The 21,638-nt window shown below is 46.8% G+C and carries 20 protein-coding genes and 2 tRNA genes; 16 read left to right on the top strand and 6 right to left on the bottom strand.

Going from position 1 to position 21,638, the window contains the following annotated elements:
• Window positions 1-7 precede the first annotated feature (7 nt).
• From BKD12_RS04530 to BKD12_RS04475, 12 genes are all read left to right on the top strand, one after another.
• The gene (locus BKD12_RS04530; RefSeq protein ID WP_242872705.1) at window positions 8-1,513 is read left to right on the top strand and encodes an amino acid adenylation domain-containing protein; all 1,506 of its coding nucleotides are present in this window, start codon (window positions 8-10) and stop codon (window positions 1,511-1,513) included.
• Entirely contained in the window at window positions 1,510-2,712 is a 1,203-nt protein-coding gene (locus tag BKD12_RS04525) for a diaminopimelate decarboxylase family protein (RefSeq protein ID WP_070088139.1), read from the top strand. The genes BKD12_RS04530 and BKD12_RS04525 overlap by 4 nt, the downstream gene beginning before the upstream one ends.
• Entirely contained in the window at window positions 2,712-2,951 is a 240-nt protein-coding gene (locus BKD12_RS04520) for an acyl carrier protein (RefSeq protein ID WP_070088138.1), read from the top strand. Before BKD12_RS04525 ends, BKD12_RS04520 begins: the two co-directional genes overlap by 1 nt.
• A 1-nt stretch (window position 2,952) precedes the next feature.
• The gene (locus tag BKD12_RS04515) at window positions 2,953-4,461 is read left to right on the top strand and encodes an MBOAT family O-acyltransferase (protein WP_070088137.1); all 1,509 of its coding nucleotides are present in this window, start codon (window positions 2,953-2,955) and stop codon (window positions 4,459-4,461) included.
• Window positions 4,462-4,495: 34 nt separating this feature from the next.
• Window positions 4,496-5,410, top strand: a complete 915-nt coding sequence (locus BKD12_RS04510; RefSeq protein ID WP_242872704.1) for an SGNH/GDSL hydrolase family protein — start codon at window positions 4,496-4,498, stop codon at window positions 5,408-5,410.
• 66 nt (window positions 5,411-5,476) lie between these two features.
• Window positions 5,477-6,433, top strand: coding sequence for a serine hydrolase (locus BKD12_RS04505; RefSeq protein WP_070088135.1), 957 nt, complete (start codon window positions 5,477-5,479; stop codon window positions 6,431-6,433).
• Between the two features lie 130 nt (window positions 6,434-6,563).
• Complete coding sequence (locus BKD12_RS04500) at window positions 6,564-7,433, top strand: MurR/RpiR family transcriptional regulator (RefSeq protein WP_070088134.1); 870 nt, start codon at window positions 6,564-6,566, stop codon at window positions 7,431-7,433.
• 170 nt (window positions 7,434-7,603) lie between these two features.
• The gene (locus BKD12_RS04495) at window positions 7,604-8,374 is read left to right on the top strand and encodes an ABC transporter ATP-binding protein (protein ID WP_070088133.1); all 771 of its coding nucleotides are present in this window, start codon (window positions 7,604-7,606) and stop codon (window positions 8,372-8,374) included.
• Between the two features lie 12 nt (window positions 8,375-8,386).
• Complete coding sequence (locus tag BKD12_RS04490) at window positions 8,387-11,038, top strand: extracellular solute-binding protein (RefSeq protein ID WP_070088132.1); 2,652 nt, start codon at window positions 8,387-8,389, stop codon at window positions 11,036-11,038.
• Between the two features lie 50 nt (window positions 11,039-11,088).
• The gene (locus BKD12_RS04485) at window positions 11,089-12,201 is read left to right on the top strand and encodes a 2-aminoethylphosphonate--pyruvate transaminase (protein ID WP_070088131.1); all 1,113 of its coding nucleotides are present in this window, start codon (window positions 11,089-11,091) and stop codon (window positions 12,199-12,201) included.
• A complete protein-coding gene (gene phnX, locus BKD12_RS04480; RefSeq protein ID WP_070088130.1) occupies window positions 12,182-12,967 on the top strand; it encodes a phosphonoacetaldehyde hydrolase in 786 nt (261 codons plus the stop codon). Before BKD12_RS04485 ends, phnX begins: the two co-directional genes overlap by 20 nt.
• Before the next feature lie 150 nt (window positions 12,968-13,117).
• On the top strand, window positions 13,118-13,906 hold the full coding sequence (locus tag BKD12_RS04475; RefSeq protein WP_070088129.1) for a Uma2 family endonuclease: 789 nt from the start codon (window positions 13,118-13,120) through the stop codon (window positions 13,904-13,906).
• Between the two features lie 42 nt (window positions 13,907-13,948).
• Here BKD12_RS04475 and BKD12_RS04470 read toward each other — a convergent pair.
• From BKD12_RS04470 to BKD12_RS04450, 5 genes are all read right to left on the bottom strand, one after another.
• Window positions 13,949-14,036, bottom strand: a tRNA-Ser gene (locus tag BKD12_RS04470).
• Between the two features lie 301 nt (window positions 14,037-14,337).
• Window positions 14,338-15,735 (bottom strand): CotH kinase family protein, encoded by a 1,398-nt coding sequence (locus BKD12_RS04465; RefSeq protein WP_070088128.1) that lies wholly within the window; start codon window positions 15,733-15,735, stop codon window positions 14,338-14,340.
• Between the two features lie 5 nt (window positions 15,736-15,740).
• A complete protein-coding gene (locus tag BKD12_RS04460; protein ID WP_070088127.1) occupies window positions 15,741-16,412 on the bottom strand; it encodes a DUF4956 domain-containing protein in 672 nt (223 codons plus the stop codon).
• A 48-nt stretch (window positions 16,413-16,460) separates the two neighbouring features.
• Window positions 16,461-17,156, bottom strand: a complete 696-nt coding sequence (locus BKD12_RS04455; RefSeq protein WP_070088126.1) for a polyphosphate polymerase domain-containing protein — start codon at window positions 17,154-17,156, stop codon at window positions 16,461-16,463.
• Window positions 17,146-17,892, bottom strand: a complete 747-nt coding sequence (locus BKD12_RS04450; protein WP_070088125.1) for an anti-sigma-I factor RsgI family protein — start codon at window positions 17,890-17,892, stop codon at window positions 17,146-17,148. Before BKD12_RS04450 ends, BKD12_RS04455 begins: the two co-directional genes overlap by 11 nt.
• A 255-nt stretch (window positions 17,893-18,147) precedes the next feature.
• On the opposite strand from BKD12_RS04450, the gene BKD12_RS04445 reads away from it, so the two are divergent.
• The 3 genes from BKD12_RS04445 to BKD12_RS04435 all read left to right on the top strand — a co-directional run bounded on the left by BKD12_RS04445 (window position 18,148) and on the right by BKD12_RS04435 (window position 19,870).
• Window positions 18,148-18,933: a sigma factor gene (locus BKD12_RS04445; RefSeq protein WP_070088124.1), complete on the top strand. Its 786-nt coding sequence runs from the start codon at window positions 18,148-18,150 to the stop codon at window positions 18,931-18,933.
• The gene (locus tag BKD12_RS04440) at window positions 18,933-19,730 is read left to right on the top strand and encodes an anti-sigma-I factor RsgI family protein (protein WP_070088123.1); all 798 of its coding nucleotides are present in this window, start codon (window positions 18,933-18,935) and stop codon (window positions 19,728-19,730) included. The genes BKD12_RS04445 and BKD12_RS04440 overlap by 1 nt, the downstream gene beginning before the upstream one ends.
• 66 nt (window positions 19,731-19,796) lie before the next feature.
• Window positions 19,797-19,870 (top strand) — tRNA-Arg (locus BKD12_RS04435).
• Between the two features lie 128 nt (window positions 19,871-19,998).
• On the opposite strand, the gene BKD12_RS04430 is transcribed toward BKD12_RS04435, so the two are convergent.
• The gene (locus BKD12_RS04430) at window positions 19,999-20,874 is read right to left on the bottom strand and encodes a DegV family protein (protein WP_070088122.1); all 876 of its coding nucleotides are present in this window, start codon (window positions 20,872-20,874) and stop codon (window positions 19,999-20,001) included.
• Window positions 20,875-21,065: 191 nt separating this feature from the next.
• On the opposite strand from BKD12_RS04430, the gene BKD12_RS04425 reads away from it, so the two are divergent.
• Complete coding sequence (locus BKD12_RS04425; protein WP_330385536.1) at window positions 21,066-21,623, top strand: TetR/AcrR family transcriptional regulator; 558 nt, start codon at window positions 21,066-21,068, stop codon at window positions 21,621-21,623.
• The last annotated feature ends 15 nt before the right edge of the window (window positions 21,624-21,638 follow it).

Raw genomic sequence — 21,638 nt, 5'->3', positions numbered from 1 at the left:
AAATATATTGGAATTTTTAGAGAGGACGGTGGACAGATATCCGGATCAGGTGGCTGTAGATGACGGGCAGATCATTCTGACCTGGAAAGAGCTAAAGGAGCTTTCCATGAGATTTGGAACTGCGTTTTCCAGGACTGTGAAAGAGGGAAAGCCAATCGTGTTTTTAATGGAAAAAAGCGGACCTGTCCTTGCGGCAATGTATGGAGCGGTATATGCAGGATGCTTTTATGTGATCATAGATCCGTCCCAGCCGGCTGCCCGGATCCGGGACATCCTTCAGGTATTGGAACCGTCGCTGGTGGTAACGGAGGAAGGAAATCTTCCGCTGCTTAACGAAGCAGGATACGGAGGCGGCTGTGAGCTTTTGAAGGATTTGTTCCAGGAAAAGATCCAGGAGGAGAAGCTTAGGCGTATAAGGGAGAACAGCTGTGGAAGTGATCTTTTGTATGGAATTTTTACCTCAGGGTCTACGGGAAAGCCAAAAGGAATTACCGTAAGCCATCAGGCGGTGATTCGGTTTATTACACATTTTACCAGAATGTTTGAGATCATGGATCAGGATCGGATTGCGAATCAGGCGCCTTTTGATTTTGATGTATCTGTAAAGGATATTTATTCCAGTATGATGACCGGAGCCAGACTGGTGCTGATCCCAAGAAAAATGTTTATGACTCCGTCAGTACTGCTGGATCACCTCTGCGAGAAAAAGATTACAATCATGACTTGGGCGGTATCCGCACTCTGTCTTTTGTCTTCGCTGAAAGGACTGGATTACAAGAAACCGGAGACCGTGAGAAAAATCCTGTTTAGTGGAGAGGTTATGCCTGAAGGACAGCTGAAACGATGGATGGAGGCACTGCCGGACACGGAATTTATCAACCTGTACGGCCCCTCAGAGATTACCTGTAACTGTACTTATTACCGGATACCGGGGCAGAGACAGCAGGAAGGGAAACTTCCGATCGGGCATCCGTTCCCGGGCAGAGAGGTGTTTCTGCTGGATGAGAAGGGGAAAGAAATCAGGGAAACGAAAGCAATGGGAGAAATCTGCGTTGCGGGAGAATCATTGTCAGAGGGCTATTATCATAATCAGGAAGAGACGGATAAACGATTTTTTATTTATACGGCAAAGAACGGTGAAAAAAAGCGCTGTTACAGGACCGGAGATCTGGGCTGTTACGGAGAAGAAGGAGAACTGTATTTTGGAGGCAGAAAGGACTTCCAGATCAAGCATATGGGACACCGTATAGAATTGGAAGAAATAGAAAGGAGACTGGAAAAAATACGGGGACTTGTAAGGAGTTGCTGTGTTTTAGATGAAAAAAAGAGCCGGATCGTGGCATTCTACGTGGGAAATGTAGAACCGGCAGATATCCGGCGCGGTGTTAAGACAGAACTGCCGGTCTACATGTCTCCGGGACGGATCGTCCGGGTAAGAGAGATTCCGCTGAATAAAAACGGTAAGCTGAACCGGGAGTATTTCCGGAACTGGATCAGGGAGGAACGGGCATGAAAAAAGAATTATTAGAATCCTGCGCGGCAATGTACCGGACGCCGGCCTATATCTTCGATACAGATTGTTTCAGGCAGACGATCAGAAATCTCAGAGACTCTTTTGGAAAAGACGTGGGGCTTTGCTATGCGATGAAAGCCAATCCCTTTCTGGCAGACCGGGCGGAGAAAGAAGCGGACCGGATCGAGATATGTTCCATGGGAGAATTTCAGATTTGCCGCGAGAAACGGATCGAGCCGAAGAAGATGCTGATCTCCGGGGTGATGAAAAGCCCGGAGGACCTGGCTGAGATCCTGGGATACTGTGGAGAAGACAGTCTTTATACGGTAGAATCCATGCGGCAGGCCGATTACCTGGAATCCTGGAGCAGACAGAGGGAAAAAAAGATCCGGATTTTACTGAGGCTTAGCAGTGGGAATCAGTTTGGCATGGATGAGGATACGCTTATACATCTCCTGCAGAAGATTCAGAATCATCCTTACCTGAAGATCCAGGGAATCCATTATTTTTCCGGGACGCAGAAGCAGATTGCAAAAACGGTGGGAGAACTGAGAAAGCTGGATGATCTGTTAAAGAGATTGGAAAAAGAGTATGGGATACAGCTAGAGGAACTGGAGTTTGGCCCCGGTCTTGCCGTTGCCTACTTTGACGGGCAAAAAGATTGTATCCGGGAAGAGATCCGGGAATTGTCCCGGGCTATCGGAGAGCTTCGCTGGAAGGGAAAGGTGACCCTGGAAATGGGAAGAGCCATGGCGGCCTCCTGTGGAACCTACCTGACTACCGTGAAAGATACGAAACAAAACGGAGGAAGAAACTACTGTATCGTGGACGGCGGGATTCATCAGATCCATTACGACGGCCAGATCCGGGGCATGTATCCTCCGAGCCTGCAGGTGCTGGGCGAAATGAACGGGCACCGGCAGGCGGAAGATGGAGAAGATCCTGCAAAAGAGTGGTGCGTCTGCGGGGCATTGTGTACAGTCAATGATATTCTGGTACAAAAGATAAAACTCAGGAATTTGAAAGAAGGAAGTATCCTGGCTTTTGAAAAAACCGGTGCCTATGCTATGACAGAAGGAATGGGGCTGTTTTTGAGCCATGCGCTTCCAAGGATCATTTTTTACAGCAAAAAAGAAGGCTATACGCTGGCAAGAGATAGTCAGCCGACTTATATATGGAATATGGAGAGGAGATTATAATGAACACAAAAGATACATTGTTAGATATTTTAAATGACATTGATGACAGCATAGACTGGAAGGAGCAAAAAGGGCTTGTGGATGAACGTATCCTGGATTCTTTCTGTGTGATCACGCTGATCAGTGACCTGGAAGATGCATACGGGGTAGAAATCGAAGCAGCAGAGATGATCCCGGAGAATTTTAACAGCGTAGATGCAATCTGGGATATGATAACCAGGCTGCAGGAGAAACTGTAAGATGGCATACCATAAACCTACATACCTGTTTCTGTTTCTGCCGATCCTCCTTTTGATCTATCAGATCGCGCCAAGGAAATTCCGGCGGGGAGTACTCTTAGGGGCCGGATATCTTTTTTTCTGGTCTATCAGCGGGAAGCTTGTGCTCTATTTGATCGGAACCACGATATTTACTCATTATATCGGGATCTGTCTGGAACTTCAGGAAAGCAGAAAGAAAAAGCGTCTGGTGCTGGCTGGCGGAGTCCTGCTGCTTCTGGGAGTCCTGGGATATCTGAAATACTATAACTTTTTTGCAGAGAATATAAGCCGTATGCTGGAGGCAGCAGGAAGTGGAATGATAATCCCGGCACGGCATCTGCTGCTCCCGATAGGAATATCATTTTATACGCTGCAGGCAATAAGCTATATAGCCGACGTATACTGGAAAAAAATCCCGGCAGAGAAGAATCTGATGAAACTTGCATTATTTCTGGGCTTTTTTCCACAGATCATGGAAGGACCGATCAGCACTTATGGACAGACAGCAGAGGCAATCTTTAGATGCGATCCTCTGAGGCTTGAGAATCTGTCATCTGGCGCTGTAAGAATCCTCTGGGGACTATTTAAGAAGATTGTCATTGCAGACCGTCTGTATACATTGGTGCAGGCTGTGTTTGATAACCACGAAAATTTCGGAGGCGTGATCGTGTTCATAGCGGCAACAGCATATACAGCACAGCTGTATATGGAATTTTCAGGATGTATTGATATTGTGATCGGAAGCGCCAGAATGTTTGGAGTAAAGCTTCCGGAAAACTTCCGTCAGCCCTTTGCCTCCAGAAATGCCGCCGAGTTCTGGCGGCGGTGGCACATTACGCTTGGAGAATGGTTCAAGGCGTATGTGTTTTTCCCGGTATCTGTATCCGGACCCGTTAAAAAGTGGAACCGGTACGGCAGGAAAAAATTCGGGAAATATATCACAAAAGCAGGTGCCTCTGCGATGGCATTATTTCCGGTATGGCTGGGAAATGGATTATGGCATGGCGCAAGGTGGAGTTATATCTTCTTTGGCATGTATTATTTTGCGGTCCTGATGGCCGGTATTATGGCAGAGCCAGTAAGAAATAAGATCATAAAGACACTCCACATTAACGAAGATGCCAGTTGGTTCAAAGCCCTGCAGATTGGAAAAACATGGATCATCATTATCATCGGCGAGATGTTTTTCCGTGCAAATGGACTGCGGGCGGGCATACAGATGTTCCAGAGTATGTTTGGCAGGCCGTCGGGCAATCTTATGACCCTGGGGCTTGACACGGCGGACTATGTAGTGATTTTGTACGGCTGTGCCGTCGTAGGACTGGTGGGAATTTTAAGAGAAAGGAATCTGCTGGATGGACACATGCTTCGGAACTTAAAGCTTCCGGTCAGATGGGCTATTTATTACGGCCTGATCCTGGCGGTGCTTATCTTTGGCGCTTATGGCGTGGGCTATCAGCAGGTGGATTTGATATATGCGGGCTTTTAGAAGATGTGTGTTGTTTTTTGTTATACTGATATTGATGCTTTATGGTTTGTCCCAGATCGTGAATGTGCTTGTAAAATCCGGGAGCGACCTGATCCAGAGCAGGAACAAAAGTATTGCCGGAATCCAGAATGAGAAGGAGGATTCGGTTGATGTTCTGGTGCTTGGAGACAGTGAGAGCTATACTTCTGTCTCTACCGTAAAACTGTGGAACCAGTACGGAACAGCGGCATACATCGGAGGACAGGCAGGTCAGAACATCCAGGAGACTTACTATATGCTGCGGACCGCACTTCAGAACCAGTCGCCAAAGATCGTAGTATTGGAGACCAATGTATTGTTTCGGGAGCAGAAAGGAGTGAAGGGAATACAGGAAGGCCTGATCCAGAAAGCAAACTATTATTTTCCGATCTTCCGGTACCATGATTTCTGGAAGCCGGTATTGTTTGGAAAAGAATATGCCGAAGAGAGCTTTAAAGGATTTATGCTTCGGGAGACGGTGGAGTCCTATAAGGGCGGAGAATATATGAAGGAAACCAAGGAAAAAGACAGGATTTCAGAAATGGTGAAGCATTATATGGACGAAATCCTGGAACTGTGCAAGGAAAAGGAGGTATCATTTTTCTTATACAGTGCCCCGTCTCCGGTAAATTATAATTATCGACGGCATAATGCATTGAAGGAGTATGCCCGAGAAATTGGGGTTCCCTATGAAGATCTGAACCTGAAGGCAAAAAAGATAGGGATTGACTGGGAGATGGATACGATGGACCGGGGGGATCATCTGAACCTCGCAGGAGCGGATAAGGTGACAGAGTACCTGGGCAGAATCTGGAAGGAGACGTTTGATCTGCCGGACCGGCGGGAGGATCCGGAATATTCACAGTGGCAGAAGGAGGCCCGGGAATATACGCAGAGAGCAGAATATAAGCTGCAAAGGATGCATAAGTAAGCGGGACTTGTTTGAAAATAGAAAAAATAGTATAATAGTCAGCAGTGATTTTACAGGAGGAAAGCCATGTCAAAGTCTGCTGACAGATACAATGGAGACAGTCTGATATCGCTGCAGAAACGTTTGGTTTCTGCAGCTTTCATACTGCTGCTCTTTTTTTTATGCCTTGCACAGGCGTTAACAGAAGAAGATCCGAAGGCGAGGGCAGAGGTTCAGAAGGTGATAGAATATCCCGGGGATTCGGGGATGACGGAGGAACTCTATCCTTTGAGGATCATGCTGGAACAACTGCTTTATGGACAGGAGGGGACCTGGAGCATTTACATAAAGGATCTGGAAACAGATGAGGAGCTCTCCATGAATCATCAGGAGATGTATGCGGCCAGCCTGATCAAGCTGTTCGTCATGGAGAAAACTTATGAAGATTATGACACGGTCCTGGAAAATGATATGCGGTATACCGGAGATCTGGCACAGAGTCAGGAGAAGATTGTAGATGTGCTGACAGATATGATCCAGGTGTCGGATAATGAAGCCTTTAATGAGCTGGTACGCATTCAGAATGAAGGACGATCTTTTTCAGAAGGCTGTGTGGATCTCAATGACTGGCTGGAGGAGGAAGGATATGAGGATACCGGTATCTATCATACGCTGGAACCTTCGCCGACAGAGGAAGAAAGAATTTCAGAGGAGAAGAACCATACATCCGCCAGAGACTGCGGGCAGCTTCTGGAAGCTATTTATCGGGGCGAGGCTGTGTCGGAGACAGCATCCCAGGATATGCTCATGCTGCTGCTGGGGCAGGAACGGGATTATAAAATTCCGGCCGGAGTACCGGAACATGTAACCGTGGCAAATAAGACCGGGGAGACGGACACCTGTCAGCATGATGCGGCTATCGTGTTCGGAGAGTCGGGCGACTATATCCTGTGTGTAATGTCAGAAGGACTTACGGATACAGAGGCGGCCGCGGCACTGATCCAGGAGATATCAGCCGGGGTCTACGCCTGGATGGAGCAGTAAAAGGAGCTGCTTTTACAAAGATTTAACAAAAACCAGGGGAGACGGACGGAAGCGTTTTCTGCTAGAATGAAGGAAGAAGGACGAAGGTCCAAAAGCAGAAAATGTGTAGAAAATCTACAAGGAGTTTGTTATGCAGAAGACGATAGAACAGAGGATCCGCAGCGGCTACGGAGACATGCGGAAATCGGAGCAGAGGGCGGCGGATTATATTCTGGATCATCTGAATCACGTGCGGGAGCTGTCGCTGGACCGCCTGGCAAATGAGGCTGAGGTCAGCCAGCCTACGGTAATCCGCATGTTAAAGGCACTGGGGTTTAAAGGATACCGGGAGTTCCGCGACCAGTTGTTAAGAGAGTATGCCAGGGATGAAGAAGGAGAGGGGAGAACTACACCTCTTTACGGTTATCCGCTGCACAAGGGTGAAAGACTGGAGGATATTCCGCGGAATATGACGGCTATGACAGAGCGGATGCTTCAGGAGACGCTGAAAAATTTTTCGGTAAAGACATATAAGCAGATCGTAGAAGTGCTCAAGCATGCCCGGATCATTGATATTTACAGTGTGGAAAATTCTGAGGTCACGGCTCAGGATTTTGTGGCCAAGCTGCTCTATCTGGGATTCTCCTGCCGGCATTTTGGAGATCATTACTACCAGAGGATTGCAGCAGGAAGCCTTACCAGTGAAGACGTGGCGGTGGGAATCTCCTATTCCGGGTCATCAAAGGATACGGTGGACGTGATGAAAACGGCAAAAAAAGCGGGGGCTACCACGATCGTGCTGACAAATTTCAAGGATTCCCCCATCAGCAGATATGCAGATTATCTGATCTGTACCAGCCAGGAGCAGCTGTTCTATGGAGATGCCATATTTTCCAGAGCCAGCCAGCTCTTGATCGTAGATATGATCTATATGGGGATCATTGCATCGGACTATGACTATTATGTCCGGCAGCTGGATTCCTGCGAGAAGGTAGTGCGGGAGCATGCGTACGAGACGTAGAATTTCTACAAATAACAGAATGTTAAGCCTGTGTAAAGTTTACAATCTCTTTACACAGGCTTTCTTTTTTTATGATGGAAAAGACGAAAATCAGATTGCTATAATCCGGGGTGTCCAGACGAGAGAAACTGTGAATGATGTATTGTGAAAAAGGAGAAGGAGATTAGATCATGCTTGAACTTAAAGATGTGAAAAAGAGTTTTGACGGTGTAACAGTTCTGGAAAATATGAGTCTGGAGATCGAAGACGGAGAGATCGTTTCAATCTTAGGACCATCCGGATGTGGAAAGACTACTTTATTAAATCTGATCCTGGGAATCCTTGATGCGGATTCAGGCTCCATTATCTACAATGGAGAGGACATGACCAGAGTTCCGATGGAGAAAAGAGGGTTTAACATTGTGTTCCAGGACTATGCATTATTTCCGAACTTAAATGTTTACCAGAATATTACATACGGCCTGCGGAACAATCCGAAGATTTCCACAGAAGAAGAGGTAAAAGACCTGATTCATCTGCTGGGGCTGGAGGAGCATCTAAATAAGAGGATCGGCCAGCTGTCCGGAGGACAGAAGCAGAGAGTGGCGCTGGCAAGGACCATGGTGATGAAGCCGAAGATCCTGCTGCTCGACGAGCCTTTAAGCGCTCTCGACGGAGTGATCAAAGAGTCTATTAAAGACCGGATCAAGACAATCGCCAAGGAATTTCACCTGACTACGATTATCGTAACCCATGATCCGGAAGAGGCGCTGACTCTTTCTGACCGGGTCATGATTATTAATGAAGGAAAGATCGCACAGTTTGGAAAGCCGGAAGAAATCATTAATACACCGGAAGATAATTTTGTAAAGAAATTTATCTTAAATCAGCTGGAAATTAAGAAAAATAACATTTATACCCTGTTTGCCTCCCAGTTTCAGGAGCAGGTCCAGGTATCATAGAGGAGAAGAGCCATGCCAAGAAGAAATAGAGAGATCAAACTGATATTTACTGTGCTGGCAGTTTTCTTTGTGGCCTTCCTCGCGGTGCCGATGATCCAGGTACTGATGAAATCTGTCATGACAGACAGCGGGGCGGGGATGACGCTGGCAAACTATGCAGAAGTCCTTACCGGAGAAGATTTTTTAAAGGCACTGGGAAACAGCTTTGTGATCTCCACATGCAGTGCGGTGCTGACAACAACCCTGGCATTTATCCTGGCATACACGGTGCATTACACCAATACCGGAAAGGGTTATAAAGGACTGATCACAAGAGCGGCTGTAATTCCGATGCTGATCCCGACGATCACTTATGGATTTGCGATCATTTATACATTTGGGAAGCAGGGACTGCTGACCCGGCTTGTGGGGACGCAGTTTTTTGATATCTACGGATTCAATGGACTTCTGATCGGATATGTGATCTATACACTTCCCATATCCTTTATGCTGATCCACAATACCATGGGATACATAGATAAGAAGTTTATGATCGTGTCCAGACTGATGGGGGATTCGCCTTTCCAGACCTTTAAGATCACGATCCTGAGGCCGCTGCTCGGGACCCTGGCAACTTCCTTTATCCAGACATTCTTCCTGTGCTTTACTGATTTCGGTATCCCGGCGTCGGTAGGGGGAAGCTATGAGGTTGTAGCAAGCGTTCTGTATACGGAAATGCTGGGAAGCGTACCGGATTTTGGAAACGGGGCCGTGGTAGCGTTAGTAATGCTGGTGCCTTCTATTGTCAGCATAACGGTGCTCACGATCCTGGAGCGTTACAATGTGCGCTATAACAAGATCTCCCAGATCGAACTGAAGAAAAGCCCGGCAAGAGACTGGATCTTCAGTATCGTAAGCGGAGGTATCCTGGTCAGTGTGCTGTCAGTGTTCGTAGTAATCTTTGTAGTGCCTTTTGTGGACGAGTGGCCCTACCGTATGAACTTTACAACAGAGCATCTTGGAGAAGTGTTCTCAGATTATACATTATCCAGCGTCTATACCAACTCTTTGCTGGTGGCACTGGTAACGGCGCTTGTCGGAACGCTGATGTCTTATGGAGCAGCCCTGGTTACCGCAAGAAGTACAGTAAACGCAAAGCTGAAGGGTGTGATTGAGAGTATTGCTCTGGTTACGAATACAATTCCGGGTATGGTGATCGGTCTTGCATATTTGTTCTGCTTTTCCGGTACCTCCCTTCAGAATACATTTGCGATTCTGATCATCTGTAATATGGTGCATTTCTTCTCGACGCCATATCTGATGATGAAGAATTCGCTGTCTAAGATGAATGCCTCCTGGGAGACGACAGCCATGCTCATGGGAGACAACTGGGCAAAAACTATCGTTCGTGTGGTAACGCCAAATGCGATGGCTACACTGATCGAAGTGTTCAGCTATTACTTTGTAAATGCTATGGTAACGGTCAGTGCCGTGATCTTCCTGGCAGGAACCCGGACCATGGTTATCACAACAAAGATCAAAGAGCTTCAGTATTTCAATAAGTATAACGAGATTTTCATCTTGTCGCTTTTGATCTTATTTACGAATGTAATCGCAAAATTTGTATTTCAGAAATTGGCCAATAGAAGCCAGAGGAAGGAGAATTTAGTAGACATGAAAAAAATCAGAAAAATGGGATTAAAGAGAGTAGCAGCATTTTCACTTGCGGCAGTAACAGGCATCAGCGCACTGGGACTGACCGGATGCGGCGGCGGAGCTTCCGCGGAGGATCAGGTGATCATTTACTCCAATGCGGACGATGAGGCCGTAGAAGCGATGAAGAATACGCTGGATGAGAATGGATATGAGGGACAGTATGTGTTCCAGACCTTTGGAACCTCTGAACTTGGAGGAAAGCTTCTGGCAGAAGGAACGAATATCGAGGCAGATATGGTAACTATGAGTACCTTCTATGTAGACAGCGCTCAGGAGCAGAACGAAATGTTTAAGGATCTGGAATTCGATGTAGATACGATTGATGAATTCCCGTCCTACTGTGCACCGATCACGGCACAGGAAGGAACGATCATTGTAAATACGGAAGTTCTGGAGGAGAATGGCCTTCCGATGCCTGCGTCCTTGAAGGATCTGGCAAATCCGGAATATGAAGGGTTCATCTCCGTTACTGATATAGCTTCTTCTTCTACAGCATGGCTGTTGATCCAGGGTCTGATCTCCGAGTATGGAGAGGACGGAGCAAAAGAAGTCCTGACCGGCATTTACAAAAATGCAGGCGACCACATTGAGGACTCTGGATCTACGCCGCTGGAAAAAGTCCGTGCAGGAGAAGTGGCGCTTGGATTTGGTTTGAGACAGCAGGCAGTAGCCGATAAAGCGGATGGACTGCCGATCGACTATGTGGATCCGGCAGAAGGAACCTTTAGTTTAACGGAATCTGTAGCAGTAGTAGATAAGGGTGATGAGAGCAAAGATAAGGCCATGGAAATGGCACAGTGCATCATCGAAAACGGAAGAGAAGAGCTTCAGTCCTACTATCCGCTGGCACTTTACAACGGAGAAGAGACAGATGCGGAAAACAAATCTGCAAATCCGAAGGTATTCTCAGAGCCTCTGACGGTAGATCTTCTGGAGCAGCATCAGGCACTGTCTGAGGAATGTAAGTAAAAATACAATTTTCGATACAAGAAAATAATAGAGAGGAAGTAAGTAACAAAATGAAAAATTATAAACTGTTGACACCGGGACCTCTGACCACAACGGACACGGTAAAAAAAGAAATGATGTTTGACCACTGTACCTGGGATGATGATTACAAAAAGATCACTCAGGAGATCCGGAAAGGCCTTCTGGAGCTGGCCCACGTATCAGAGGAAGATTATACGGTTGTCCTGATGCAGGGCAGCGGAACATTTGGGGTAGAGTCTGTACTGACCAGCATCCCGGGAGAAAATGACAAGGTACTGATCTGTGCAAACGGTGCATACGGAGAGCGTATGGAGGATATGGTCAGGCATGCGAAAATGTCCTATGCGATCTATCATGAGCCGTGTAATAAGATCCCGGATCCGGCAAAGGTAAAGGAAATCCTCGAACAGGATCCTGCAATCACTCATGTGGCGATGGTACACAGCGAGACTACGTCTGGAATTCTGAATGATATCCAGTCTGTGGCCAAAGTAGCAAAGGAAGCAGGCAAGGTATTTATCGTAGATGCCATGAGCAGCTTTGCAGGCGTAGATATTCCCGTAGGGGACTGGGGCATTGATTTCCTGGTGAGCAGCGCCAACAAATGTATCCAGGGCGTTCCGGGATTTACCTTTATCATTGCAAGGAAGGATCTTCTGATCGCGAGCGCCGGAAATGCAAGAAGCCTGTCTCTGGATCTCTATGACCAGTGGAAGACTATGGATGTAGACGGCAAATGGCGTTTTACTTCTCCGACTCACGTGGTACTGGCATTTTATCAGGCTATGAAGGAGCTGGAGGAAGAAGGCGGCATTGAAGCAAGAAGCAGAAGATATTATGAGAATAATCGCCTGCTGATTCAGAGGATGGAAGAAATGGGAATCCATTCCTATGTGGATAAAGAATGGCAGGGACCGATCATTACCACCTTCTTCTATCCGGAAAACTGCCACTTTACATTCTCACAGATGTATGAGTACATCAAAGAGAGAGGCTATGCCATCTACCCGGGCAAGCTGACAGAGGGCGAGACCTTCCGGATCGGAAATATCGGTGAGATTTATGAGGAAGATATTGAGAAGGTGTGCAGTATTATTAAAGAATTTTTGGAGGCGTATAATCATGAATCATCTGTCGCTTAAGCAGATTGAAGCAGTCGTATTTGACTGGGCAGGCACCACAGTTGATTTCGGATGTTTTGCACCGGTGCAGGCATTCGTAGAAGTGTTTAAACAGTATGGCGTGGAGCCTACAATGGAAGAAGTCAGGGAACCTATGGGTATGCTGAAGATCGATCATATCCGTACCATGCTGAAGATGCCCCGCATCCATCAGTGCTGGGTGGAAAAATATGGGAAAGAGCCGGGAGAGGAAGAAGCACAGCAGCTGTTCTCCATCTTTGAAGAGAAGCTTTTAAGCATCCTTCACCTGTATGCGGATCCGAAGCCGGGCGTAGTAGAGACGGTAAATGCACTGAAGGAAAAGGGAATCCGCATTGGTTCTACCACCGGATATACGGATAAGATGATGGAGATCATCATTCCGATCGCCAGAGAAAAGGGCTACGAACCGGAATGCTGGTTCAGTCCGGACTCCACCGGACAGAAAGGACGTCCTTATCCTTATATGATATTCCGGAATATGGAGACTCTTGGAATTGATGATGTTAGAAAGGTGCTGAAAGTAGGCGATACCGCGTCCGATATCAAAGAAGGAAAGCATGCAGGCGTGTGGTCTGCAGGCGTTATCGTGGGAAGCTCTGAGATGGGACTGACAGAAGAGGAGTACGAAGTACTTTCGCCGGAAGAAAAAGAGGCGAAATGTAAAGAGACAGAAGAAAAGTTCCGGAAAGCCGGAGCAGACATTGTCTTCCGCACATTAGAGGAACTGAAAGAGGCTCTGATATAGATACGTTGCTGAAATATCCAGAATTTATCTGTTTTTCATGTGTATACATGAAACGGATAAAATCTGGATATTTTTTGCGTTATAATCAAATGATAAGGTTGAAAAATGGGTAAAATCAGGATATAATATGGATAGAAAGGGGATGGGGATATGACAATTCAAGAGATGCAGGAGAGAAAAAGAGAACTGGGATATACCTATGCACAGATCGCGGATCTGTCGGGGCTGCCCCTTGGAACCGTGCAGAAGGTCCTGGGAGGTATTACGCTGACGCCAAGGTATGAGACCATCATGGCGCTGGAGCGGGTGCTGGGGGAACAGCCATCCACCATGCGGGAATCAGCGGCACCCTATTTTGTCAAGAAGCAGGGGGAATATACCCTGGAGGATTATTATAAGATTCCGGATGATATTCGTGTGGAACTGATCGATGGGGTCATCTACGATATGTCATCCCCGACCTCTGCACACCAGATTATCGGAGGATTTATACATAGCAAAATGCTGCAGCATGTACTGGATAAAAAAGGAACATGCCTGCCAATGATCGCACCTATTGATGTACAGCTGGACGGCGATGACAAGACCATGGTGGAGCCGGACGTGGTCATTGTCTGCGACAGGGACAAGATTATCAACCGATGTATCTATGGGGCCCCGGATTTTATCATTGAGGTGCTGTCGAAGTCCACAAAAAAGAAAGATTCTGTGATCAAGCTCAATAAGTATCTGAATGCAGGGGTGCGGGAATATTGGATGATAGATCCCATGAAAAAGAAGGTCATCGTCTATGATTTTGAACATGAGGAATATCCGGTGATCTATGGCTTTGATGCGAAGATTCCGGTAGGGATATGGGACGGAGAGCTTGTAATTGATTTTGCAGAGGTCTATGAGCATGTGAGATTTCTTTATGAGAGAGGAATAGCGGACATATGAAAAACTCCCGGGACAGTCAAAGCCCCGGGAGTTTTATATAAGCGGAGACGGTGGGATTCGAACCCACGTGCCGGTTACCCGACAACTTGATTTCGAGTCAAGCTCGTTATGACCACTTCGATACGTCTCCAAGCCACGCATTTCATTATAGCACAGACCTGGAGGAAAAGGGAAGTACCAATTTGCGAAAAAAAGCCGGTGCAAACAAGCACCGGCTGGAAGAGGGATGAAAAAATAAATCTATATAAATGTTAGTTATTGTTAGGCGAAGTCCGGTAATCATACAAAAGTTTTAATGGTTAAGTACGACTACCGTCTTCTGTAATTGATGATTTTATTATAGCGGAGAATTGTGGCGGAAGTATGTCAGAATCTGGAAGAGTTTCTAAAATTTCTTAAGAAAATCTGTACTTCTTGAAAAGATTTTTGATTTAATCTGCCAGATCCGCTATTTCTCCCATATCGGGAAGCCATATGTTCTGTGGATCGATATATTCACCGCTAAAGCTTTCCTGCTCCAGATGTGTGGACGGGAGTGTGCCGTCCAGCTGCCCGCGGATGCTCTGGGCACGCAGCAAGCAGAAATTACGGAAGGTTTCTGCACCTTTCTGGAAGTCTTCATAAGAGCAGAAGGCAGAGGGGTCTTTTTTGACGTAAGGCGCAATCATTTTTATAGCCCGGGCGGTTTTTTCTTCGAACATCCCGCTTTCGAAATATTCACGGATCAGCTTATCAAAGTAAGCATGATACTGATTAAAATATTGTTCATTTTGCATCAGGTTATGGTAAAGGGGCCGCTTGACCATGACGTCCCGGGAGGAGGGGGTGTCAATGGGATAGTTGATATATAGCCCGGCGTCATTGATTGGTTCGGGCATGCCCAGCGAGTAGGTGGCAAAGGCCAGGTTGTAATCCCAGGGAAGGATCTGCAGAAGCCCGTTTTCTTCGTAAAGGAAGTAATTGTGCCCGGTACGTCCCAGATAGCTGTCCAGATTCACACAAAAGACCTGGACAGTGAAGTAGCGGAGTACCTCATCTGTGCAGATGGCAGTTCCCAGATCTTCCCCGGTGTCAAGGATTTTCAGCGCCTGTATAAGCCGGGACTTGTCACGGTCGTCGGGCTGGAATTTGGCATTGCGGAAGATATTGTCATAATCGGCAGGATCCTCCGAAATGTATTGGAGAGCCACATCGGCATTTTCATCGCTCAATGATTTATAGTCCGGCTTGTAGAGCTGGCCGTATCCGGGACCGAAATTTCTTTTGGCAAAGGCTTCTTCCGGTTCTTCGACAGCAAGAAACAGCCCATGCGGCTTTCCATTTACCGTAACCCATGCGTAACTGCAGAGAGGGGACGGCACCTCCATGTATTCCATCATATCGTATGCAATATAATTTTTCAGGTAGCTGTTGTCCTGAAAGGAGGCGTCCAGAGACAATTTGTCCAGTCCATAATAGGAATTGCCTTTCTGAAAATGGTCAAACTCCAGCTTCAGGCTGTATCTTTCCAGTCCATATTCCTCTACCAGACGCCGGGAATTATTTCCCTTTGCACGGAGACCTGTATCAGGAAACCATTCTCCGTCTATGACAACATCACATTGAAAGTAAGTTTCCAAGGGAGCAGCTTCAAGAAATGTATTCCAGTCATCAATCTGCAGGTCAATGGTATGTACCCTGCTGTCGTCAAAAAGGCGGCTCTCATATTCGGGAGAGGAACTCACAGGCTGTATGCCAAGTGATTCACCCTGCATAAACAGGGCCGTCAGTATGACAGCCGCAATCATGGCAGATATGCAGATTTTATGGATATATCTGTGACGGATCATAGTATTTACCCCATATAATCGCCGTTATAGGAAACAAGTACCGCATGGCTGACGCCTTCCATACGGGCAAGGTCGTTGACAAAAGAGGCGGCGCCTTCAGTCAGGCGGATTTCATAGTTCAGTTCAATACAGCCAGAAGATACGCTCTTGCTTTTGAGAACGCAGGCTTTCGTTTGTTCCTTGATCATTGAGAGCGCCTGCCCTTCTGCTTCATCGCTGGCACAGTGTACCACAAGAATATAGGGAGTGTCTGTGTCCTTCCTGCTGGAAAAAACCAGAAGAACCAGACCGATAAACATGCTGCCAAATACTGCAAGAGGAAGAAATCCGGCCGCAAGGACGATTCCGGCTGCAATACTCCAGAAGAGAAAGGCAATATCCATAGGCTCCTTAATGGCTGTACGGAACCGTACGATGGACAGGGCTCCAACCATACCAAGCGACAGGATAATATTGCTTGTAACAGCCAGGATCAGGAGAGTTGTGATCAGGGTAAGGGCGATCAGAGTGACTCCAAATCCGGCAGAATACATGATCCCGCAATAAGTTTTTTTATAAATATAGAAGATAAAAAGCCCCAGGGCAAAAGCCAGCAGTATGGAAAGTGCCATATCCAAAACAGAAATGGCGCTTACATTTTCCAGAAAACTGGATCTGAAGATATCCTGAAATGTCATAGTGTACTCCGTTCCGCCGCCTGCCGGGCGGCATTTTTAAACAATTCGTTAATCACAGCGGCGGCACGCTGCATATTTTGAGTAGGCGCCGGCGGCACGCCCCGGAACCTGTACTGCCATTCGGACGATATCCGGAAGGAAAGCATCGTATTTGACCTCCAATATGGTATGTCCGGGATCGGCGGGGATTTCCCGGCTTTGGGGAAAGAGGAATCTTTCCGGGGACAGCCCTCTGCGGATATGGCGGTCCAGTGTGACCCGTACATTTCCGGGAGGATATACAAAAGCTTCTCTTTCGTAGCTGACCACTGTACGGGGAGTCAGAAGCTGGCCCTTCAGTTTGCTGTAAAACTCAACAAGCAGTCCATTCGGGCTTTCCAGAAGAAAATCATGCCTCCCCTCGAGGATCATCTGCACCTCTTCTTCGGTGAGGCTCGCAGATCGTTTGGCACATAAGGTGTTTTTCTTTATTTTCTTCTCCAGCCGGAAAAAATCTGCAGAATCTCCATAATATCTGATCCGGAACTTTTCCCGGTTGTCTGTGCCGTTAAGTTTTTGGCGCAGCGCGCGGTCATCGGGAGTATCAAAATACAGGCTGCATACCCGGTAAGTGCCGGAGGGCCCGGCATGGCTGTCCCTGGGGAAAAGCCTGCCGAGCCTGCCGGAGAGGACTGCGTCTTCAGAAGGGGAGATCAAATGCTTATATTCATGTCGGAATCTAAGGGGAGGCCTGTTAATCGTCATAGCCGGAGTCCCCGTCGTATCCTGAGTCTGAGTCGGAATCATAGCCAGAATCCCCCCCGGAGGGAGCTGCCGGCGCTGATGTCTGGGGAGCTGCCGGTGTTTGGGAAGCTGCCGGTGCAGAATAATCGGTAACGCCATCATTATTGGTTCCATAGTCTGTGTCGTTGTAGTCGGTGTCATTGTAATCGGTGACGCCGTCATTGTCCGGGCCGTAGTCCGTATCGCCGTAGTCTGACCATCCGTAGTTGCTCTCGCCATTAACATTTACCGGGGAGGTCAAATTTTGTGCGGAGGTGTACTCCTGTATACCGGCTACGATGTTTTTAAGAAAGTTTTCTTCCGGCAGTACAGAACCTGCTTCTATCTCCAGGGTGATTTCCCTTGCCGAGCCATCGGTCTCTTCAACGAAATATCCGGCCTCATTGATCTTGGCTACCAGGTCGCTGACTACCTGACGGCAATCCTTTCCGCTATAATCTGCATATTCTGCAACAATCGTATTTCCATCATCATTTTTACCTTCCACCTTTGTGACAAGTCCTTCGTCGTCATAGGAAATGTCAATCTCTGGATTAACCTTTAAGGTAAGAACTCCGCCGTCTGCCTGCTGTGAGTTTTCAGTGGATGTGCCGGTGCTGGCAGAGGCCTGCTTTGTGCTGCATCCTGTGAGGATACCGCCGATGAGGCTGATTGATAATAAGGCTGCTAAGGTCAGGGTTATACTTTTTTTCTTCATAATCATTCGCTCCTTTAGAATTTTTTTGTTTGGTTATGGTGGAGAATACGGAGGCAGGGATGAAAAAAACGGGGTCTGAGCAAAAAAATTAAGATATTTTTTCACGAATAGCTAGGATGAGATAATTTACGCCGTTTTTACAAAGACATAATGCAGATTTAACAAGAAAACGATATATTTACAAATAATTGTGCATTTTAACCCCGAAAAGAAGAACATGCTTTTCGTATTCTATATAATGAGGAGGGCAAACGAATGAGGGAAGGGCATGAGATCATAGACAAGGTATATGCAGCTAAATCTGATCCTGATGCAGCGGACAGCCTGATACGGCAGTATATGGGCTTTATACGGTCGGAGACGGCAAAATTTCTTCATCGTCCGCCGGAAGAAGGCAGAGATGAGGAGTTCAGTATAGCGATGCTGGCTTTTTATGAATCTATTCTTGGATACGAAAAAGGAAGAGGGGTATTTTTATCCTATGCAGCAAGAGGAATCAGGAACCGTCTGATAGACCATTACCGGAAAGAGAAAAGACATGCGAATCTGTCCTCTCTGCATGAACCGGTGGAAGACGATGCGGAAACATTGAAGATCGACCGGCTGGAAGATTCAAAAAACCATATCCAGGATCTGCACGACAGAAATGCAGCCAGGGAAGAGATTGATGAGTTTGAAAAAAAGCTGTTGGAGTTTGGCCTTTCTTTTTCTGATGTGGCAGACAACTGTCCGCGTCAGTCCAGAACCTTTGCCGCCTGTCAGAAAGTGCTGGCAGCTGCCAGATTGGAACCGGAGCTTTTGCAGGAAATGATAAACAGCAAAAAGCTTCCGATGACAGCGCTGGCAGCGGCATCCGGAGTGGAGAAAAAGACGTTAGAAAGACATCGGAAGTATCTGGTGGCGGTGCTGCTGGCCTTTACGAACGGATATGAGATCATCAGAGGTCATTTATATCAGATGTCATCCTCTGAGGGGGCAGACAAAAGAGAAGGAAACCGCCGTGGGAAATCGAAACAGGGCAGAAAGAATGGTGAAGAATAATGGAAAAGAAGACAACCTATTTAGTTATGGAAACACATCCTGCCTACGCGATTCTCTTAGATAATGAAGGAAGGTTTGTGAAGGCGGCTAATTGTGGATATGAAAGAGGTGACCGGCTGGAGTCGGCGGTACTGCTCCGGTACCCGCAGGATGCAAGAGCAAAAAGAAGGCGTAGGATCCGGATGGCAGTCAGTCTGGCAGCCTGCATTTGTCTGGCCATCTTTGGGGTGGAACAGTACAGGTATGTGTTTGTTCCCTATGGTAAAATACAGATGGAGATTAATCCCGGGGTGGAGATGGAAGTCAGCAGATCTGGCCGGGTTGTGGAACTGAACGGGACAAATGCCGATGGGAAAAGCTTGATAGATGGATATGAATATGAGGGAAAAGACAGATATGAAGTAGCGGATGAACTGGCGGACCGGGCGATTGAGATGGACTATTTGGCAAACGGAGGAGAGATTGTTATTACGGCTGATGCACAGAGTGCCAAGTGGGTGCAGGTTTCCGAACGGGAAATACAGGAGGAACTGGAAGGACACCTGGCAGAGTATGATATCAGTATCGTAATTTCTACGGCCTCGGAAAAGATGATACAAGAAGAAACGGAATCTATTACAATCCCAGGGCCGGCTCAGGAAACACAGCAAAGCGTACAGCCGTCCGGAGAAGTCGATGATGGCGACAGCGGCTATGGAGATGACAGCTATGGGGATAATGGGTACAGCGGCGATTCGGGTTATAGCGACGGAGATGACGCTGGAGACAGTGGTTATGATGATGACGGAGATGATTAAAAAAGTTGTTGACAAATAGAGAAAATTGGAATATAATTTATTTTGCTGTGAATGAGTCACAGCTTTGTGGGCGTAGCTCAGCTGGATAGAGCGTTTGGCTACGGACCAAAAGGTCGGGGGTTCGAATCCTCTCGCCCACGTATAGAAGAGACTGTCCTGAATAATATTCAGAGGCAGTCTTTTTTTTGTGTAAAATTGGATAGAAAGTTAAAGCGCCCCTGCACTTCCACGCTGGAAGAACAGGGGCGTTAACTGTACTTTATTTAATTTACACATGCGCCCGGAATACTCCGATTCCAAGGGCTCCAGGGCCGGTGTGGCACCCGATGCTCATAGTCAGTGGAGCGGAAAGAAGCTCCATATCCGGGAAATGATTTCGCATTTCTTCCTGGAAGTAGGAAAGCTTTTCCGGATCTGTAAAGGTAGTAGCGATACCCGTTTTCAGCAGCCCCTGGCTGTGAAGATCCGCAAAACGGGTCTGGATGTCTTTTTCAACAGCCTTGCACATGGCTTTGAAGGCGGCCTTCATTCCACGGGTTTTGGTACAGGCATCCAGCTTGTCTCCCTGGATGGTGAGGACCGGCTTTAAGTTCAGGACGGTACCTACAGCAGCGGCGGCAGGAGTGATACGTCCGCCTTTCTTTAAATATTCCAGGGTATCTACCGCAATATAGATGCTGGCATCCAGGCTTTCTTTTTCGAGAATTTCTTTGATTTCTCTACCGTTCTCGATGGTTTCAGCAAGAACCTTTGCATCATAGACGGACTGTGCCTGCGGGACAGAGATCCGGTGGTTGTCTACTACATGAACTTTTCCGGCAAATTCATCCTCCTGTGAAAGCATGACAGCCGTCTGGCAGGTATTGCTAAGGCCGCTGGACATCGGAATGTACAGGACTTCATTGTAGGATTTCAGGAGAGTTTTCCATGCTTCAATGATAATGCCTGGAGACGGCTGGGAAGTGGTTGCCGAAACTCCCTGAGAAAGTCTTTCATAAAATTCTTCCGGAGTAATATCCTGACCCTCATAATAAGTTTGCTCGTCTATCAGGATCGGCATAGGGATTACATGGATTCCAGCCTCTTTTCCGGCGGCAGGCATAATCCCGCTGTTGCTGTCGGTCATAATCGCAATTTTTGACATTTCAATTTCCCCTTCTGTGCAAAATATCGCAATTTTTCTTACATGTTGATTGTTATTTTAACAGGTGTTAAAATTATAGCAAACGTATACATGAATAACAAGAAACAATAAATGGAATGTGTAAGTTAATTATACAAAGAAGGAAAAATGTAAAAATGGAAGACAAGCGTATTCGCAAAACAAAGAAAAATTTGAAATCAACGTTAATCAAAATGCTTTCCGAACTGTCTTTTTCGCAGATTTCGATCACAGAATTATGCAAAAGGGCAGATACAAGCCGTATTACCTTCTATTCTCATTACAGCGATAAATATGCATTGGTAGATGAGATTTTCGAAGATATGCTGGAGATCGGTACAAAAGACTATTATCGGAGACAGAAGGAAAATAACCCACAGGGAGGACTGGTACAGGGATATGTGAATATGCTGGACAGTATTCTGGCTGTATATTATGATCAGTTTGAGTTTTTCCGGCATACGGATCCGGATAAAAATCCCTATCTGGCATTTGCTTTCTATAATATTGTATTGGATACGGTAGAGCAGCATACGAGCCATATTCAGAAAGGGAGCCTGAAGCTGAAGTATTCCGCCAGAAAAATTGCCGGCTTTGTTTGTTTTGGACTGCTGGGATTTATTAATGAGTGCCATCAGGAAAAGACGCCGCTGGAGCAGCTGAAGAAGGAGTGTAAGAATCTGTTGACGGATATTTTGAGGTCAGATGTAGTGGTGGAGCAGAAAGGGTAATCAGAAATCCTTCAT

It is taken from the genome of Merdimonas faecis (genome assembly GCF_001754075.1).
Taxonomy (GTDB): domain Bacteria; phylum Bacillota; class Clostridia; order Lachnospirales; family Lachnospiraceae; genus Merdimonas; species Merdimonas faecis.
This window is presented reverse-complemented; position numbering and strand designations above follow the sequence as displayed.